Annotated in this window: 7 protein-coding genes and 1 riboswitch; of the genes, 5 read left to right on the forward strand and 2 right to left on the reverse strand. The window is 75.1% G+C overall.

Annotated elements, in window-relative coordinates; translation table 11 throughout:
- Nucleotides 1-34: 34 nt before the first annotated feature.
- Nucleotides 35-4990 carry a DNA repair ATPase gene (locus H299_RS31525; protein WP_106965702.1) on the forward strand — a complete coding sequence of 1652 codons (4956 nt, stop codon included), beginning with the start codon at nt 35-37 and terminating at the stop codon, nt 4988-4990.
- 166 nt (nt 4991-5156) lie between these two features.
- Complete coding sequence (locus tag H299_RS0101275; protein ID WP_027746931.1) at nt 5157-6737, forward strand: YfbK domain-containing protein; 1581 nt, start codon at nt 5157-5159, stop codon at nt 6735-6737.
- A 156-nt stretch (nt 6738-6893) separates the two neighbouring features.
- Here H299_RS0101275 and H299_RS0101280 read toward each other — a convergent pair whose 3' ends face one another.
- Complete coding sequence (locus tag H299_RS0101280; protein ID WP_027746932.1) at nt 6894-7586, reverse strand: LysM peptidoglycan-binding domain-containing protein; 693 nt, start codon at nt 7584-7586, stop codon at nt 6894-6896.
- 3 nt (nt 7587-7589) lie between these two features.
- Nucleotides 7590-7746: riboswitch (cyclic di-AMP (ydaO/yuaA leader) on the reverse strand.
- 627 nt (nt 7747-8373) lie between these two features.
- Between H299_RS0101280 and H299_RS31530 the strand changes: the two genes are divergently transcribed.
- The 3 genes from H299_RS31530 to H299_RS0101295 all read left to right on the forward strand — a co-directional run bounded on the left by H299_RS31530 (nt 8374) and on the right by H299_RS0101295 (nt 12955).
- On the forward strand, nt 8374-10806 hold the full coding sequence (locus tag H299_RS31530; protein WP_106965703.1) for an HAD-IC family P-type ATPase: 2433 nt from the start codon (nt 8374-8376) through the stop codon (nt 10804-10806).
- A gap of 161 nt (nt 10807-10967) precedes the next feature.
- Complete coding sequence (locus H299_RS0101290; RefSeq protein ID WP_199782375.1) at nt 10968-12251, forward strand: hypothetical protein; 1284 nt, start codon at nt 10968-10970, stop codon at nt 12249-12251.
- On the forward strand, nt 12248-12955 hold the full coding sequence (locus H299_RS0101295; protein ID WP_027746934.1) for a hypothetical protein: 708 nt from the start codon (nt 12248-12250) through the stop codon (nt 12953-12955). Before H299_RS0101290 ends, H299_RS0101295 begins: the two co-directional genes overlap by 4 nt.
- Before the next feature lie 93 nt (nt 12956-13048).
- Here the strand turns inward: H299_RS0101295 and H299_RS31535 are convergent, their stop codons facing one another.
- Entirely contained in the window at nt 13049-15043 is a 1995-nt protein-coding gene (locus H299_RS31535; RefSeq protein WP_486587107.1) for an ATP-binding protein, read from the reverse strand.
- Nucleotides 15044-15238 lie beyond the last annotated feature (195 nt).

The following is a 15238-nucleotide window of genomic DNA, read 5'->3' on the forward strand; positions in this document are numbered from 1 at the left end:
CGGACCGTACGTGAGGTGAGTGGAGGAGCGCATGATGACGGGGACGCCGGAGGCGGGGACGCTGGAGGCAGGGACCTACGAGGTACTGCGCGAGCGGATGACCGCCGCCGCCGGGGACCTGGCGGCGCGCGCGGAGAAGCTCAACGCCCGGCGGGTGGAGACCTTCGGCGGCAGCGAACTGGCGCTGGCGGTCTCCGACAGCGTCCGCACCGGGCACGACTGCCTGCCCCGCGACGTCGTCCAGGTCGGCGGCCTGCTGCTGCTGGGCACCAACGACGACGGTGGCCCGCGCCAGGGCGACGAACCGGCCGAGGCAGGCGACACCTTCGGCCTCCACCGCTTCACCGGCGACGGGTTCGAGGCCGTCGGCGAGACCGCGGTGCCCGGCCTGCTGGACGACCCCCGCTTCCGGCGCGACTTCGCCGAGCTGCACCGCTACTTCCGCGAGGCGCGGCTGGTGCGGCTGCGCCGTACGGGCTCGCTGCTGCTGGCCGTCTTCCGTACGGGCGACCAGCTGGCCGACATCCGGGTGCTGCGCTGGCGCCTCGCCCCGGACGGCACCCCCGAGTACCTCGACGCCAAGGGCGAGCGCGACCACGTCACTCCCGGGAGCTACGACTTCGAGTGGACGGAGACGGGCCGGGGCCAGCACGTGCCCGGCCGCTTCCCGCACATCTCCGTCGAGGACGTGCTCTTCGTCTCCGTGGCCGGCGGCCGGCTCACCCTCAAGACCGAGAACCACACCGACACGGCTGCCGGGAGCATCTACTCCGAGCCCGTGCAGGAGCAGTTGCAGTCCCTGGGCGATGCGGAGCTGTCCTACGCCCGCGTCGGCCCGCTGGTGCTGCTGCGCGTCCTGCCGTACAAGGAGCGGGACCACCGGTACCTGGTCTACAACGAGCGGACCGGCGAGGTCGTCCGGCTCGACGGCATCGGCCAGGCGTGCCGGAAGCTGCCCGAGGACCAGGGCATCGTCTTCCCCGGCGGTTACTACGTCACCACCGCGCCCGCGGGCGCCGCCGCGAAGACCTTCGACATCGACACCAGGGACCTGGAGTTCGAGGCGGCCGTGCGCTCCCCGAACGGCGAGGACGTCCTCTACGCCTTCCGCACCCCGGCCGACGGCGGCAGCCTGCTGCTGCCCTACAACCTCATCCGCAAGCAGGTCGCGACGCCCATCACCGCCTACGGGCACGCCCTCTTCGAGGACGGCACGCTGGCCGTGCTGCGCCGCCCCGGTGACGAGGCGACGCGCGTGCACCCGGTGCAGGTGTGGCGCACCCCGTACGTGAGCGACAGCCACGCCGCCGCGCAGCCCCCCGGCACCGGGCCGCTCGCCCGGGTGGGCAACGCCGAGCTGGTGCGGGCGCTCTCCGACTGCCTCTCGGTGGCCCGCATGGCCGACGAGATGGCCCCGGCCGGCGCGGTGTTCGAGGCCATCGGCGCCGCCTGCGCCCGGGTCGCCGACCTGTACCACTGGCTCCCCGAGGAGGGCCTCGGCGGGCTGGACGGGCCGGTCGGCACGCTGCGCGACACGGCCCGCCAGGTCATCGCCGAGTTCGCCCGGGTCGAGGAGCTGCGCGCCCAGCACGCCGAGGCCGTGGAGCGCACCGAGCGCGAGGTCACCGCCCTGGTGCGGCGCGCACGTGGCGAGGCGCCCGCCGACGCGTCCGGCTGGGTCGCCCTGCTGACCGAACTGCGCCGCGCGCAGGGCGGTACGGAGTCGCTGCGCGAGCTGCGGTACGCCGAGACGGAGCGGGTGGACGCGCTCGCTGCCGAACTGGCCGCGTCGCTGGAGGCCACCGGGCGCCGGGCGGTGACCGAGCTGTCGCGTGCGGACGCGTTCGCGGGCACCCTGGCCGAGATCACCAGCCTGGAGGAGCGGGCCGGCGCGCTCGCCACCGTCGCCGAGGCGGTGGCCCTGGGCGGGCAGATCGACGAGCAGGCCGAGCGGCTGCGGATCGTCACCGACGTGGTGGGCGGCCTGGAGATCGCGGACGCGACCGTGCGCACCGGCCTGCTGGAGCGCCTGGGCGAGGTGCTGGGCGCGGTCAACCGGGCGCGCGCGGTGCTGGAGGGCCGCCGCCGCGAACTGCTGGAGTCCGAGGGGCGGGCGGAGTTCGCGGCCGAGTCGGCCCTGCTGGGACAGGCGGTGGCGGGCGCGCTCGCCGCCTCGGGGACCCCGCAGGAGTGCGACGAGCAGCTGGGGCGGCTGCTGCTCCACCTGGAGAACCTGGAGACGCGCTTCGGCGCCTTCGACGACTTTCTCGCCCGGCTGACCGAGCAGCGCGAGGAGATCTACGAGACCTTCTCCGCGCGCAAGCAGGCCCAGCTGGACGAGCGCGCCCGGCACGCCGAGAAGCTGGCCGACTCCGCCGACCGCCTGCTGGGCACCGTGGCACGCCGCTCGCAGTCGCTGGGCGACCTGGACGGGATCAACGCCTTCTTCGCCAGCGACCCGCTGGTGGTCAAGGTCCGTACGACGGCGGAGGACCTGCGCGCCCTCGGGGACCAGGTGCGGGCGGAGGAGCTGGAGGGGCGGCTGAAGGCGGCCCGGCAGGAGGCCGCCCGCGCCCTGCGCGACCGGGCCGACCTGTTCGACGCCGAGGGCACGGTACGGCTGGGGCGGCACCGCTTCGGGGTCAACACCCAGCCGGTGGGCCTGACCCTGGTGCCGCACGAGGGCGCGCTCGCCTTCGCGGTGACGGGTACGGACTACCGCGCGCCGGTGCGCGAGACGGAGTTCGCCGACACGCGGATCTTCTGGGACCAGCCGCTGGCCTCCGAGTCCCCGGAGGTCTACCGGGCGGAACACCTGGCGGCGACGGTGCTGAGCGGGCTGCCGGCAGGTCCGGGCGGCGCGGGTCCGAGGGCGCGTACGGGAGCTGGGAGGGCTGACCTGGACCACGACGCGCTGCTCGAACTGGTGCGCAGCGCCGCCGAGTCGGCGTACGACGAGGGCTACGACCGCGGCGTCCACGACCACGACGCCGCCCGCATCCTGGGCGCCGTGCTCGCCCTGCTGGAGGGCGCCGAGCTGCTGCGCTTCAGCCCCGGGGCACGCGCCGCGGCCCAGCTGTTCTGGGCGTACGGCGCGGACGCCGCGGCCCGTACGGCGCTGGCCACCCGTGCGCGGTCGCTCGCGCGGGCGCGCGCCGCCTTCGGCCGCACGGCCCAGACCGACCGACTGGAGGACGAACTGGCCGCCGCCATCGGCGCGTTCCTGCCGGTCGTGGGCCTCGGCCCGGCCGGGGCGCCCGGCGCCGGCGCCGGTGCCGCCTCCGACGGAGCTGCCGATGGTGCCGCGTCCGCGCCCGAGGACCTGGCCGCCGCCGCGGACCCGCGCGCCGCCGCCGCCTACCTCTTCGAGGAACTCGCCGCCGAGGAGGGCCCCCGCTTCGTCACCGGACCGGGCGCCCGCGGCCTGCTCGCCGACTTCCGGTCCGCGCTCGGCGGCGCCGACTCGCCGGAGGTGAAGGCGTTCACCGAGGACGTCGTCGCGCTCGGCGACGACCTCCCGGCCCGCCACCAGCTGGTGACCGCCTGGCTCGGCTCCTACCTCGGCACGCACGGCGGGCCCCGCCCGGAGCTGCCGGAGGCCGCCGCCGTCGAACTGTGCGGGGACGCGCTGGCCCGCCGCGAGCTGGACGCGGAGCTGCACCGCACCGTCTCCGGCCTGCTGGGCGCGCACCCCCGGGTGCGGGGCGGTGAACTGCCCCTGCGGCTGGACGAGTTCCTGGCCCGCACCGGGGAGTTCCGCACCACCCGCGTCCCGGCGCACCGCGCTTACACCCGGCGGCGCAACGCCCTGCTGGCCGCCGAGCGCGACCGGCTGCGGCTGGACGCGTACGAGGCGCGCGTCATGTCCTCCTTCGTCCGCAACCGGCTCATCGACGAGGTGTACCTGCCGCTCATCGGCGACAACCTGGCCAAGCAGCTGGGCACCGCGGGCGAGGACCGGCGCACCGACAGCCAGGGCCTGCTGCTGCTCCTGTCGCCGCCGGGCTACGGCAAGACGACCCTGATGGAGTACGTCGCCTCCCGGCTGGGGCTCGTCTTCGTCAAGGTGGACGGCCCCGCGCTGGGCCACCGCACCGTCTCCCTGGACCCGGCCGCCGCGCCGGACTCCGCCGCCCGCCGCGAGGTGGAAAAGATCAACTTCGCGCTGGAGATGGGCAACAACGTCTTCCTGCACCTCGACGACATCCAGCACACCTCGCCGGAACTGCTCCAGAAGTTCATCCCCCTGTGCGACACGCAGCGCCGGATCGACGGCGCCGAGGGGACGTACGACCTGCGGGGCAAGCGGTTCGCCGTCTGCATGGCGGGCAACCCGTTCACCGAGTCCGGCAGCCGCTTCCGCATCCCCGACATGCTCGCCAACCGCGCCGACGTGTGGAACCTGGGCGAGGTGCTCAGCGGCAAGGACGAACTCTTCGCGCTCAGCCACATCGAGAACGCCCTCACCGCCAACCCCGTGCTGGCCCCGCTGGCCTCCCGCGAGCGCGCCGACATCGACCTGCTGGTGCGGCTCGCGCGCGGCGACGCCACGGCCCAGCCCGACCGGCTCAGCCACCGCTACCCGGCGGCCGAACTGGAGCAGATCCTCTCCGTGCTGCGCAAACTCCTGCACGTACGCGAGACCGTGCTCGCCGTCAACGCCGCCTACATCGCCTCGGCCACCCAGGACCAGGCCGCCCGCACCGAGCCGCCCTTCCTCCTCCAGGGCTCCTACCGCAACACCAACAAGCTGGCCGCGCGCATCGTCCCCGTCATGAACGAGGCCGAGCTGGAGGCTGTGCTGGACGACCACTACCTGGCCGAGGCGCAGACCCTGACGACCGGCGCCGAGGCGAACCTGCTGCAACTCGCCGAGCTGCGCGGCCGGATGACCGCTCAGCAGCGGTCGCGCTGGGCGGAGGTCAAGCGCGGCTACGTCCGGTCCCTCTCCTCGGCCGCCGGGACCACCGACCCCCGGCGGCCCGCCTAGGGCGTGTTTCGGCACGGTCCCGGCGCCGCCTCCCGGCGGCCGTCGTCGAGCGCCCGTCGCCGTTTCGCAACGCATCCGTGACGCCCCCGCCGAGTCCCCGCCGCCGCCTCGTACGTCACACCGCTGACACCGACGAGGCGGCCGAAGGGCCGGATGGGGGACCGACATGAAGTACCGGGGAAGGCGGCTGGCGGTGGCGCTGGCGGCGGGCGCGGCACTGCTCGCCGGGTGTACGAGCGGCGGGGACGCGCCGACGAGCCTTGCGGACGACAAGGCGCGGGGCGGCGCGAGAGACGGCGCGCGCAACGAAGCGCCCCTGCCCGGCGGCACCAACGGGCCACCGGCCGGGTCGCGGGAGAGCGGCGAGGGAGGCGACGCCAAGGAGCGGAAGGGCGAACAGCGGGAGAGCGCGCCGAGCAAGGCCCCGGACTACCGCTCCACCTTCGGCCTCGACGTGGACACCGCCTCGTACGGCTATGCGCGCCGCACCATCGGGGACGGGCGGCTGCCCGCGCGCGACACCGTACGTCCGGAGGAGTTCGTCAACAGCTTCCGGCAGGACTACCCGCAGCCGAAGGGCGACGGCTTCACGGTCACGGCCGACGGCGCGCGTGCCGGCGGCGACGGGTGGTCGCTGCTGCGGGTCGGGCTGGCGACGAAGGAGGAGCCGCCGGGGGCCGCCGCGCGCCGGGCGCCCGCCGCGCTCACCTTCGTGATCGACGTCTCCGGCTCGATGGCCGAGCCGGGCCGCCTCGACCTGGTCAGGTCGTCGCTGAGGTCCGCGGTGGGGCAGCTGCGCGACAAGGACTCGGTCTCGCTGGTCACCTTCAGCGACGAGGCCCGCACCGTGGCGCCGATGACCCGGCTGGACGGCGACGGCCCGCGCGACGACATCCGCGAGGCCGTCGACGGGCTCCGGCCCGAGGACAGCACCAACCTGGCCGCCGGGATGCGGAAGGGCTACCAGGAGGCGGTGGACGGCAAACGCGCCGGCGCCACCAACCGCGTCGTCCTGCTCTCCGACGCCCTCGCCAACACCGGCGACACCTCGCCGGAAGCCATCCTCGACCAGGTCGCCGAACACCGCGCCGAGCACGGCATCACCCTCTTCGGCGTCGGCGTCGGCAGCGACTACGGTGACGCGCTGATGGAACGCCTGACCAACAAGGGCGACGGGCACACCACGTACGTCGCGGACAAGGAGGAGGCGACGAAGGTCTTCGTGGACGAACTGCCGCGCCACACCCAGCTGCGCGCCCGCGACGCCAAGGCGCAGGTGGTCTTCGAGCCGTCCACCGTCGAGCAGTTCCGGCTGATCGGCTACGACAACCGGATGGTGGCGGACGAGGACTTCCGCGACGACCGGGTGGACGGCGGCGAGATCGGCCCCGGCCACACGGTGACCGCGCTCTACGCGGTACGGCTCAAGGAGGGCGCCGAGGGCAAGGTGGCTACCTCCACGGTGCGCTGGCTCGAACCGGAGGACCGTACCCCGCACGAGAAGTCGCGGACGGTCGGCACGGACGCGCTGCGCGGCGACCTGTGGGAGGAGGGTGCGCCTGGCCTGCGGCTGACAGCCGTCGCCGCCTACTTCGCCGAATCGCTGCGGGGCGGGGAGCACGGGCTGCCCGGTGCGCCGACACTGCGCCAACTGGCCGGTCACGCCCGGGACATCGCCTCGCGCACGGAGGACGAGGAGGTCACGCGGCTCGCGGACACCATCGACCGGGCGGACGGGCTGGGCTGACGCCGGGCGGCCCGCCGCGGGGCGGGGCGGGCTGTTCGCCGCCTGCCGCGGGGCGGGCCGGGCCCGGACGGGCGCAGCCCGCGCCCCGGGGGGACAGAGCGCGGGCTGCGCGATCAGGGGCCACCGCGGGCCCGCCGACCCGCGGTGGCACCGGGCTCAGAGCGAGAGGCGCTGGCCCGGCATGATCAGGTCGGCGTCGCCGCCGATGACCGACCGGTTGTCCTGGTGGAGCTGCTTCCAGGTGGTGCCGTGAGCGTCGGCGATGGTGCCGAGCGTGTCACCGGACCGCACGGTGTAGTCGCCGCCGCCGGACTGCTGCTTGGCCGGCTGCTGGGGCTGCGCGGCCTGCGGCTCCGGCTGTGTCTCGGGCTGCGGCTGCGGTGCGGCCGGGGCCTTGGGCTGCTCGGCGCTCCCGCCGCCGCCCTCCTGGGCGCTGCCGGAGTCGCCGCCCGGGCTGACGTCCGCCGACGGGCCGCCCGAGGTGAGGCCCCCGGCACCCGCGCAGGCCCAGGCGCCCGGGCCCTGCATGGCGAGCAGCTTCTCGGCGACCGCGATCTGCGCTTCCTTGCTGGCCTGGTCGGCGCGCGGCGCGTACTGCGTGCCGCCCGCCGCGGCCCAGCTGGACTGCGAGAACTGGAGGCCGCCGTAGTAGCCGTTGCCCGTGTTGATGGACCAGTTGCCCCCGGACTCGCACTGGGCGACCTTCTCCCAGGTGTCGACCGAGGCGGCCTGGGCGCCCGTGGCGGACATCAGCGGCAGGGCGACGGCGGCACCGGTGACCCCGGCCAGCGTGGCGATGCGGACGGCCTTGGCCGGACGACGGTGACGGCCGCGAGCGGAAAAGAGCATGACGATCTTCCTCACCGACGCCTGCGAGGTGAGCTGTCGGACCCGGGCCGGATGAGTGCCCGCCCGTGCGCGGCTGCGCACGGTTTTCGCCCCTAGCCGCTCCCCGAAGGGCGCGGCGCTTACCTGGTTCCCCCGCTCCTGCCAACGGCGCTTGCGCGACGATTGCCCCCCCGGCCGCCGGCAGGATTCGGCGTGACGGCCCAGGGCGCCCGTCAGTTGACGAGCAGAGCGACCGTAAGCACACCTCCGCGACAGGTACAAAAACCGGCATCTGCCATCTATCGGCTCAACCGGAGGGCGGGAACCGGCGTCCTCGCAGGTGGTGCGCTCCACGGAGGAATGCGGCAGCCGGTCTGCGCGGCGGGTGGCGGGAGAGAAGCCTCACACCGTGGTACTACTCGCTCGGGCCCGACTCCGACCCAGGTACGGGGGGCGATGGATACCTGGGTGGCTGGCGGAAGATCACCCCGGCCGATTACTTTCATAGGGGTCCGGGGCGCCCGCGTACGACGCGAGCACCACCCCGCGCCCTCCAGCAGCACCGGCGCCGCCTGGCGCCACCACCCCGTATCACCTGGCAGCACCCGGCATCACCCGTTACAGACACCGCACGACCGCATATGAAGGGGCCCGCAGCGTGGCTGAGCAGCAGCTAGACACCGTCGGAGCGGAGGGCGCCACCAGCCCGCCGGCGGAAGCGGAGGCGCCGCCCGCGCCCGCCCACTCCGCGCGCGGCCTGACGAGCGCCGAGGTCGCCGAGCGCGTCGCCGCGGGCCAGGTGAACGACATGCCGGTGCGCTCCAGCAGGAGCATCGGCGAGATCGTCCGGGGCAACCTGTTCACGCGTATCAACGCGATCATGGGCGTGCTGTTCGTGATCATCATGTCCGTCGGCCCGGTCCAGGACGGCCTGTTCGGCGGCGTCATCCTGGCCAACACGCTGATCGGCGTCATCCAGGAGGTCCGCGCCAAGCGCACGCTGGACCAGCTGGCCATCGTCGGCGAGAGCCGCCCGCTGGTGCGGCGGGACGGCGTCGCGGTCTCGCTCACCGCCGAGCAGATCGTGCTGGGCGACGTCATCGAGCTGGGACCGGGTGACAAGATCGCGGTGGACGGCGTGGTGGCCGAGTCCGCCGACCTGGAGGTCGACGAGTCGCTGCTGACCGGTGAGGCCGACCCGGTGCTCAAGCAGCCGGGCGACACCGTCATGTCGGGCAGCTTCGTGGTGGCCGGCGCGGGCGCGTTCGCCGCCACCCGGGTCGGCCGCGACGCGTACGCCGCCCAGCTCGCCGAAGAGGCCAGCAAGTTCACCCTGATCAGCTCGGAGCTGCGTGCGGGCATCAACACGATCCTGAAGTTCGTGACGTACGCGATCATTCCGGCCGGTATCGCCCTGGTGATCAGCCAGCTGACCGTGGGCAACGACCAGGACGACATGGCCGAGGCGATCCGGCGCATGGTCGCCGGGCTGGTGCCGATGGTGCCCGAAGGGCTGGTGCTGCTCACCTCGGTCGCCTTCGCCGTCGGTGTGGTGCGGCTGGGCAAGAAGCGCTGCCTGGTCCAGGAACTGCCCGCGATCGAGGGCCTGGCCCGGGTGGACGTCGTCTGTCTCGACAAGACCGGCACTCTCACCGAGACGGCCATGGACGTCTCGCAGGTGCGCGCGCTCGATCCGGAGGCACCGGCCGAGGCCGTGCTCGGCGTGCTCGGCACCGCCGACGACCGGCCGAACGCCTCGATGCAGGCCATCATCGACGCCTATCCGGCACCCGAGGGCTGGACGGTCCAGGACAGCTCCCCCTTCTCCTCCGCCCGCCGCTGGAGCGGCGCCTCGCTCACGGAGCCGGGCGGGGACGGGTCGGGTGGGGAGGGGCCGGAGTCCGGCGGCCGGACGGCCACCTGGCTGCTCGGCGCCCCCGACGCCCTGCTGCCCGCCGGGCACCCCGTGCTCACCGAGGTGGACGAGCACGGCTCCCTCGGCCTGCGCGTCCTGCTGCTGGTCCGTACGCGGGCCACGCTGCGCGCCGTCATGGAGGAACTCCCGGACGCCGAGGCCGGGTCGGCCGACGCCCTGGAGCCCGTCGCCCTGGTCGTCATCGAGCAGCGGATACGCAAGGAGGCCCCGGCCACCCTGCGCTACTTCGCCGAGCAGGGCGTCCAAGCCAAGATCATCTCTGGTGACAACGCCCTCTCGGTGGGCGCCGTGGCCCGCGGCCTCGGCTTTCCCGGCGCCGAACACCCCGTCGACGCCCGCACCCTGCCCGAGGACCAGGAGGAACTGGCCGACATCGCCGAGCGCAACTCCGTCTTCGGGCGGGTGGGGCCGCAGCAGAAGCGGGCGCTGGTCCAGGCGCTCCAGTCGCGCGGGCACACCGTGGCGATGACCGGCGACGGCGTCAACGACGTGCTCGCGCTGAAGGACTCCGACATCGGCGTCGCCATGGGCGCGGGCAGCCCGGCGACGCGCTCGGTGGCCCAACTCGTCCTGATGGACAACAACTTCAGCGTCCTTCCCAGCGTCGTGGCGGAGGGGCGCCGCGTCATCGGCAACATCGAGCGCGTCGCGAACCTCTTCCTGACCAAGACCGTCTACTCGGTGCTGCTCGCGATCCTGGTCGTGGTGGCGCAGGTCCCCTACCCCTTCCTGCCCCGGCATCTGACCCTGGTCGGCTCGCTCTCGATCGGCATCCCGGCCTTCTTCCTGGCCCTCGCCCCGAACGCCGAGCGCGCGCGGACGGGCTTCGTGCGGCGGGTCCTGCGTTTCGCGCTTCCCGGCGGTGTGCTCGCGGCGCTGGCGACGTTCGGCGCCTACCTGTACGCCCGGAACGTCTACGACGGGAACCTCGAGGCGGAGACCTCCGCCGCGACGCTGACGCTCTTCCTGGTGGCCCTCTGGGCGCTCGCCATCATCGCCCGCCCGTACACCTGGTGGCGGATAGCCCTGGTGCTCACCATGGCCGTCTCCTTCGCCGTCGTGCTCGTGGTGCCGTTCGCGCAGGAGTTCTTCCAGCTCGAGCTGGTCGGCGTGGAGGCGCCCTGGGCGTCCGTGGCCATCGCGGCGGCGGCGGGGCTGCTGCTGGAGGTCACCTGGGCCGTCCTGCGGCGACGTACGCCTCAGTCCGACGGCCGGCCGGACGGCGGGTCCGACGGCCGGTCCGACGGTCCGGGCGGTGAGGCGGGCACCCCGGCCCCGGCCGAGAGCGCGGCCACCGGCGCCTGACGCGGGCGGCCCCGGCACCCCGGCACCCCGCCCGGCGGGGCGCCGGGGTGCGGCGCACCAGCCGGGCAAGGCGGCGTCCAGATTTCTGCAAGAAGTCTGCGACAGCCGCCGGGCACACCCCTCTGCGGATGAAGCACACCGACGTTCATGGGGGAAAGTCTGTGTCTGCCGTAACAGGGATCAACCAACCAGCTGTCGTTCAGCAGGGCCAGTGGGTGACCGCACCGGGCTGCAAGAGGCTGCTCGTCGTCATCCACACGCTGACCTACGCACAGCGGCTGCAAGAAGTCTTCTCATTGGTCAGGCGGGACCGGCGAATCCAGGTGATGTTCGCCGTCGCGCCGCACGCCTTCAGCGAGGGCGTGCGGCCCTACCTCCAGTCCCAGGGGATCGAGGCGATTCCCTGGGAGGTGGCGGTCGCCTCCGAGTTCGATCTCGCGCTGGCGGCCGGCTCGCGGGGGATCGAGCAGGTCCGGGCCCCGCTGATCCGGCTCTCGCACGGCGCGGGCCAGATCAAGCTGCTCCGCCGCGCCGACCCGCCGCCCGCGCCGCGCGAGCCCGCGCCGCATGGGCCGCAGCACACCGTGAGGCCGCGGACGGCGGGCATGGTGAGCAGCCAGCACCTGATGCACGACGGCAAGGTCGTACCGGCCGCGGTCGCCTTCGCGCACGACGACGATCTGGCGGGCCTGGCCGAGGGCTGCCCGGAAGCCCTGCCGGTGGCCACCGTGGTGGGGGACCCGTGCCACGACCGGATCGTGGCGAGCCTGCCGCGCCGCGCGGAGTACCGTCGCGCGCTGGGCCTGGCGGAGGGGCAGCGCCTGGTGGTCGTCGCCTCGACCTGGGGGCCGTCCTCCTCCTTCGGGCGGCTGGAGGCCCTGCTGCCCCGGCTGCTGGCCGAACTGCCGCGGGAGCAGTACCGCGTCGCCGCGCTGCTGCACCCCAACATCTGGGCCGGGCACGGCCACTGGGCGGTGCGGGGCTGGCTCTCCGGCTGCCTGCGCCGCGGACTGGCCCTGGTGCCACCCGAGTCGGACTGGCTGGCGCCGCTCATCGCGGCCGACTGCGTCATCGGCGACCACGGCTCGGTGACCGCGTACTCCGCGCTGACCGGCGCGCCGGTCCTGCTGGCCTGCTACCCGCACGCCGAGGTCTCCGCCACCTCGCCCGCCGCCCTGCTCGCCCTCGCGGCCCGCGCGCTCGATCCGGTGCATCCGCTGCCGGAGCAGCTCGCGTTCGCGGCGGCCGAGCGCTGCCCCCGGGAGTACGCGCGGGTCTGCGCCCGGCTGTCGTCCGCGCCCGGCGGCTTCGCGCGGCGTATGCGCGGCCTCATGTACCGGCTGCTGGGGCTGAGCGAGCCCGCCTACCCGGCCGAGACGGAGCCGGTGCCGCTGCCCGCGCCGCTGGACGCGCTCGACGGCCGGGAGTGGGGGATACCGGCATGAGGCGCGTACCCGACGCGGTGGGCGGCTCCGTGGCACAGGTGCACCTGTGCGGGGTGCCGCGCCCGTTCGCCGTCCGGCCGCCCCGGCGTACGGCGGCTCGCACGGCGGCTCGCACAGCGGCGGCTCGCGAGGCGGCGGTGCGTGCCGCGACCCGTACGGTCGTGGCGCGTACGGACCGCGCGGTCTGCGTCGCCACCGTCCGCGCCCTCGGCGTGCGGTGGACTCCACCGAGCGGGCCGCCGCCGCTGCGCGGCGGTGCGCCCGGCGGCTGGGGCGGCGACGTGCACCTGTGGGCGGAGCCCGGTACGCGCGGCGGCGACCGGTGGGCGGAGTGCGCGGACGTCCTGCACGCGGCGCTGCCCGCCCCGCCCCGCCAGGCCGGTCCGCGCGCGCAGGCGCTGCTGGCCCGCTATCCGGGGTCCCTGCTGGCCTCGGTCGCCCTGCTCCGCGACGGCGGCGCACTGGTCCGCGGCCGGTCCGGCTGGTCGCTGCTGGTCCGCCCCGCGCCGGGCGTGCCGGTGACCCGCGGACAGCGGCTCTGCCTGGTCTCGTTCCTGCACGGCTGGCTGGTGAGCGGGCGGCCGGTGGCCGCGCTGCGCACCCTGTCGCTGAGCGGCCGTGCCGAGGGCGCGCGGGAGCGATCCGGCCCGGCCCGTACCGGACGGGGCCGCACCGAGGTGGCCCTGGCGTACCGGCCGGGCTGAGCCTCCGCCACCCGGGCCGGTGCCCCGCCCGCGCCCGGCCCGGCGCGCCGCCCCAGCTCCTGCGAGGCCCGCGAACGGGGCGGATACGGCGGCTCACAGCCCCCGTATCCGCTCCGCGAGCCGCTCCGCCTCCGCCGGGCTGAGCGCCGCGAGGAACTCCCGCGCGCGTTCGAGGTAGCCCCGGGCCGCCGCCAGGTCGCCGCGCTCCTGTGCCGCCTGCCCCAGCAGCTGGCAGCAGCGTGCCTGCCAGTGCGCGGAGCCGGCCTGCTCGAACTGCCGCAGCGCCGCCCGCAGCCGGGCGTACCCGGTGAGGTGGGCACCGCCCCGCAGATGAGCCTGGCCGAGCAGGGCCAGCGCCCGCGCCGCGTCGTAGGTGTCCCCTTCCGCTACCAGCGCGCGGTGCGCCTCCTCCAGATGCCCGACGGCCTCGGCGTGGTCACCGGAGGCCAGGGCGGTCTCGCCCAGCCGCACCCTGGTGAGCGCGGCGCCGCGCGCGTACCCGACGTCCAGCCGCAGGCGCAGCGCCTGGCCGAAGTGCTCGCGGGCGGCGGCCAGTTCACCCGCACCCAGGCAGGCGCTGCCCAGCCCGTTCCGCGCCTGCGCCTGCTGGCGCCGGTCGCCGTCCTCCTCCGCGTGCCGCAGCGCCTGCCGGTACCACTCGGCCGCCTCGTGGTGGCGGCCCGCGTTGCGCAGCCCGATCCCGCCGGAGGTGAGCATCCGGCCCTCGCCCGCGCGGTCCCCCGCGAGGCGGGCGGCGGCCAGCCCGAGGGTGTGCGCCTCGACCCACAGTTCGGCGGGGCGCAGCCGCAGGAAGAGCGGCCACATCGCGTCCACCAGCTGCCAGCAGGCCGTGTGCCACCCCGCGTCGCCGCTGTGCCGGACCGCCGCGGCCAGCGCCTCGCGGTGCCCGTCCAGCCACCTCAGCGCGGCGTCGCAGTCTGCGAACGACGGCGGCTCCGGCGGCGGGTGCGCGTACGTCCGGGCCAGGCCGCCGTGGCTGGGGGTGAGCACCGCCTCGGCGGCGGTGGCCCCGGCCAGGCACCAGTCCACGAAGCGCCGCAGCACCGCCTGCCGGTAGCCGTGCCCCTCCCGTGCCGCGTGGCCGCGGGCGTGCAGGCGCACCAAGTCGTGGAAGCCGTAGCCGTCCTCGCCGACGTCCTCCAGCAGGCTGGTCTCGACCAGGACGTCCAGCAGCCGGTCCGCCTCCTCGCCGGTGACCCCGCAGACGGCGGCGAGCAGGCCGCGGTCGACGGTCCGGGCGGGCAGCAGCCCGATGCACCGGTACGCGGACGCCGCCTCCTCCGGCAGCAGTTCGTAGCTCTGGTCCAGCGCGGTGCGCACCGCGGCCTCCCCCTCCACCTGGAGCGCGTCCAGCGGGTCGGCCGCCGACAGGCTCTCGGCGAGCGCGGACACCCGCCGCCGGGGCCGCGCGGCCAGTTGCGCGGCGGCCAGGCAGACCGCCAGCGGCAGGTGCGCGCACCGGGCGGCCACCTGCCGCGCCGCCTGGGGTTCGTCGTCGACGCGGCGCCGTCCGCCGCGGGCCAGCAGCTCGACGGCGGCGCTCGCGGCGAGGACGCGCAGCGGGTGGAGCACCGCGCCGTCGGCGAACAGCCCGGCCAGGTGGCGCCTGCTCGTCACCACCGTCAGGCTGCCGGGTCCACTGGGCAGCAGCGGGCGCACCTGCGCGGCCGTGAACGCGTTGTCCAGCAGGAGCGCGAGCCGGCGGCGGGCGGTGACCGTCCGCCACAGGGTGACCTGTTCGGCGAAGTCCGCGGGCGGGCTCGGGAAGCCCAGGGCGCGCAGGAAGCGCTCCAGCACGGTGCTCGGCGACAGTGCGTCCGGGGGTGCGTGGCCGTGCAGGTCCACGTACAGCTCCCCGTCGGGGAACGGTCCGGCGCCGGCCTGCCGCAGCCACGACGAGGCCAGCGCGGACTTGCCCACCCCCGCCGGGCCCGTGACGATCACCAGCTGCGGCGCGGCGGCGGGGGAGGGGTCGCACAACTCCTCCAGCGCCACCAGGTCCTCGGCACGCCCCACCAGGGGGCCCGGCGCGGGCGGAAGCTGCCGCGGGGTCGGAGGGCGGTCCACCGGTACCGGATGGAAATGGACACCGCCGTACACATCCCGTGCCTGTACGGTCGGGCCCGTCAGCCGGGCGTGGCCCTCGATCGTATTGCGGTGTCCGGATTCCGTCGCCGGTACGGGCGCCGCGGCGGATTCTCCGGCCGCCGCGGAATTCGGCCCTCCGGCCTCCGGCGCGTGCCGTGCGGACCACTCCCGCAA

The organism is Streptomyces sp. CNH287, from assembly GCF_000424825.1.

What these genes read in the sequence shown, in the direction of transcription:
- H299_RS0101295 (WP_027746934.1), top strand. Translation starts at nt 12,248, where the DNA reads ATGAGGCGCGTACCCGACGCGGTGGGCGGCTCCGTGGCACAGGTGCAC.
- H299_RS0101280 (WP_027746932.1), bottom strand. Translation starts at nt 7,586, where the DNA reads ATGCTCTTTTCCGCTCGCGGCCGTCACCGTCGTCCGGCCAAGGCCGTC.
- H299_RS31525 (WP_106965702.1), top strand. Translation starts at nt 35, where the DNA reads ATGACGGGGACGCCGGAGGCGGGGACGCTGGAGGCAGGGACCTACGAG.
- H299_RS0101275 (WP_027746931.1), top strand. Translation starts at nt 5,157, where the DNA reads ATGAAGTACCGGGGAAGGCGGCTGGCGGTGGCGCTGGCGGCGGGCGCG.
- H299_RS31530 (WP_106965703.1), top strand. Translation starts at nt 8,374, where the DNA reads ATGCCGGTGCGCTCCAGCAGGAGCATCGGCGAGATCGTCCGGGGCAAC.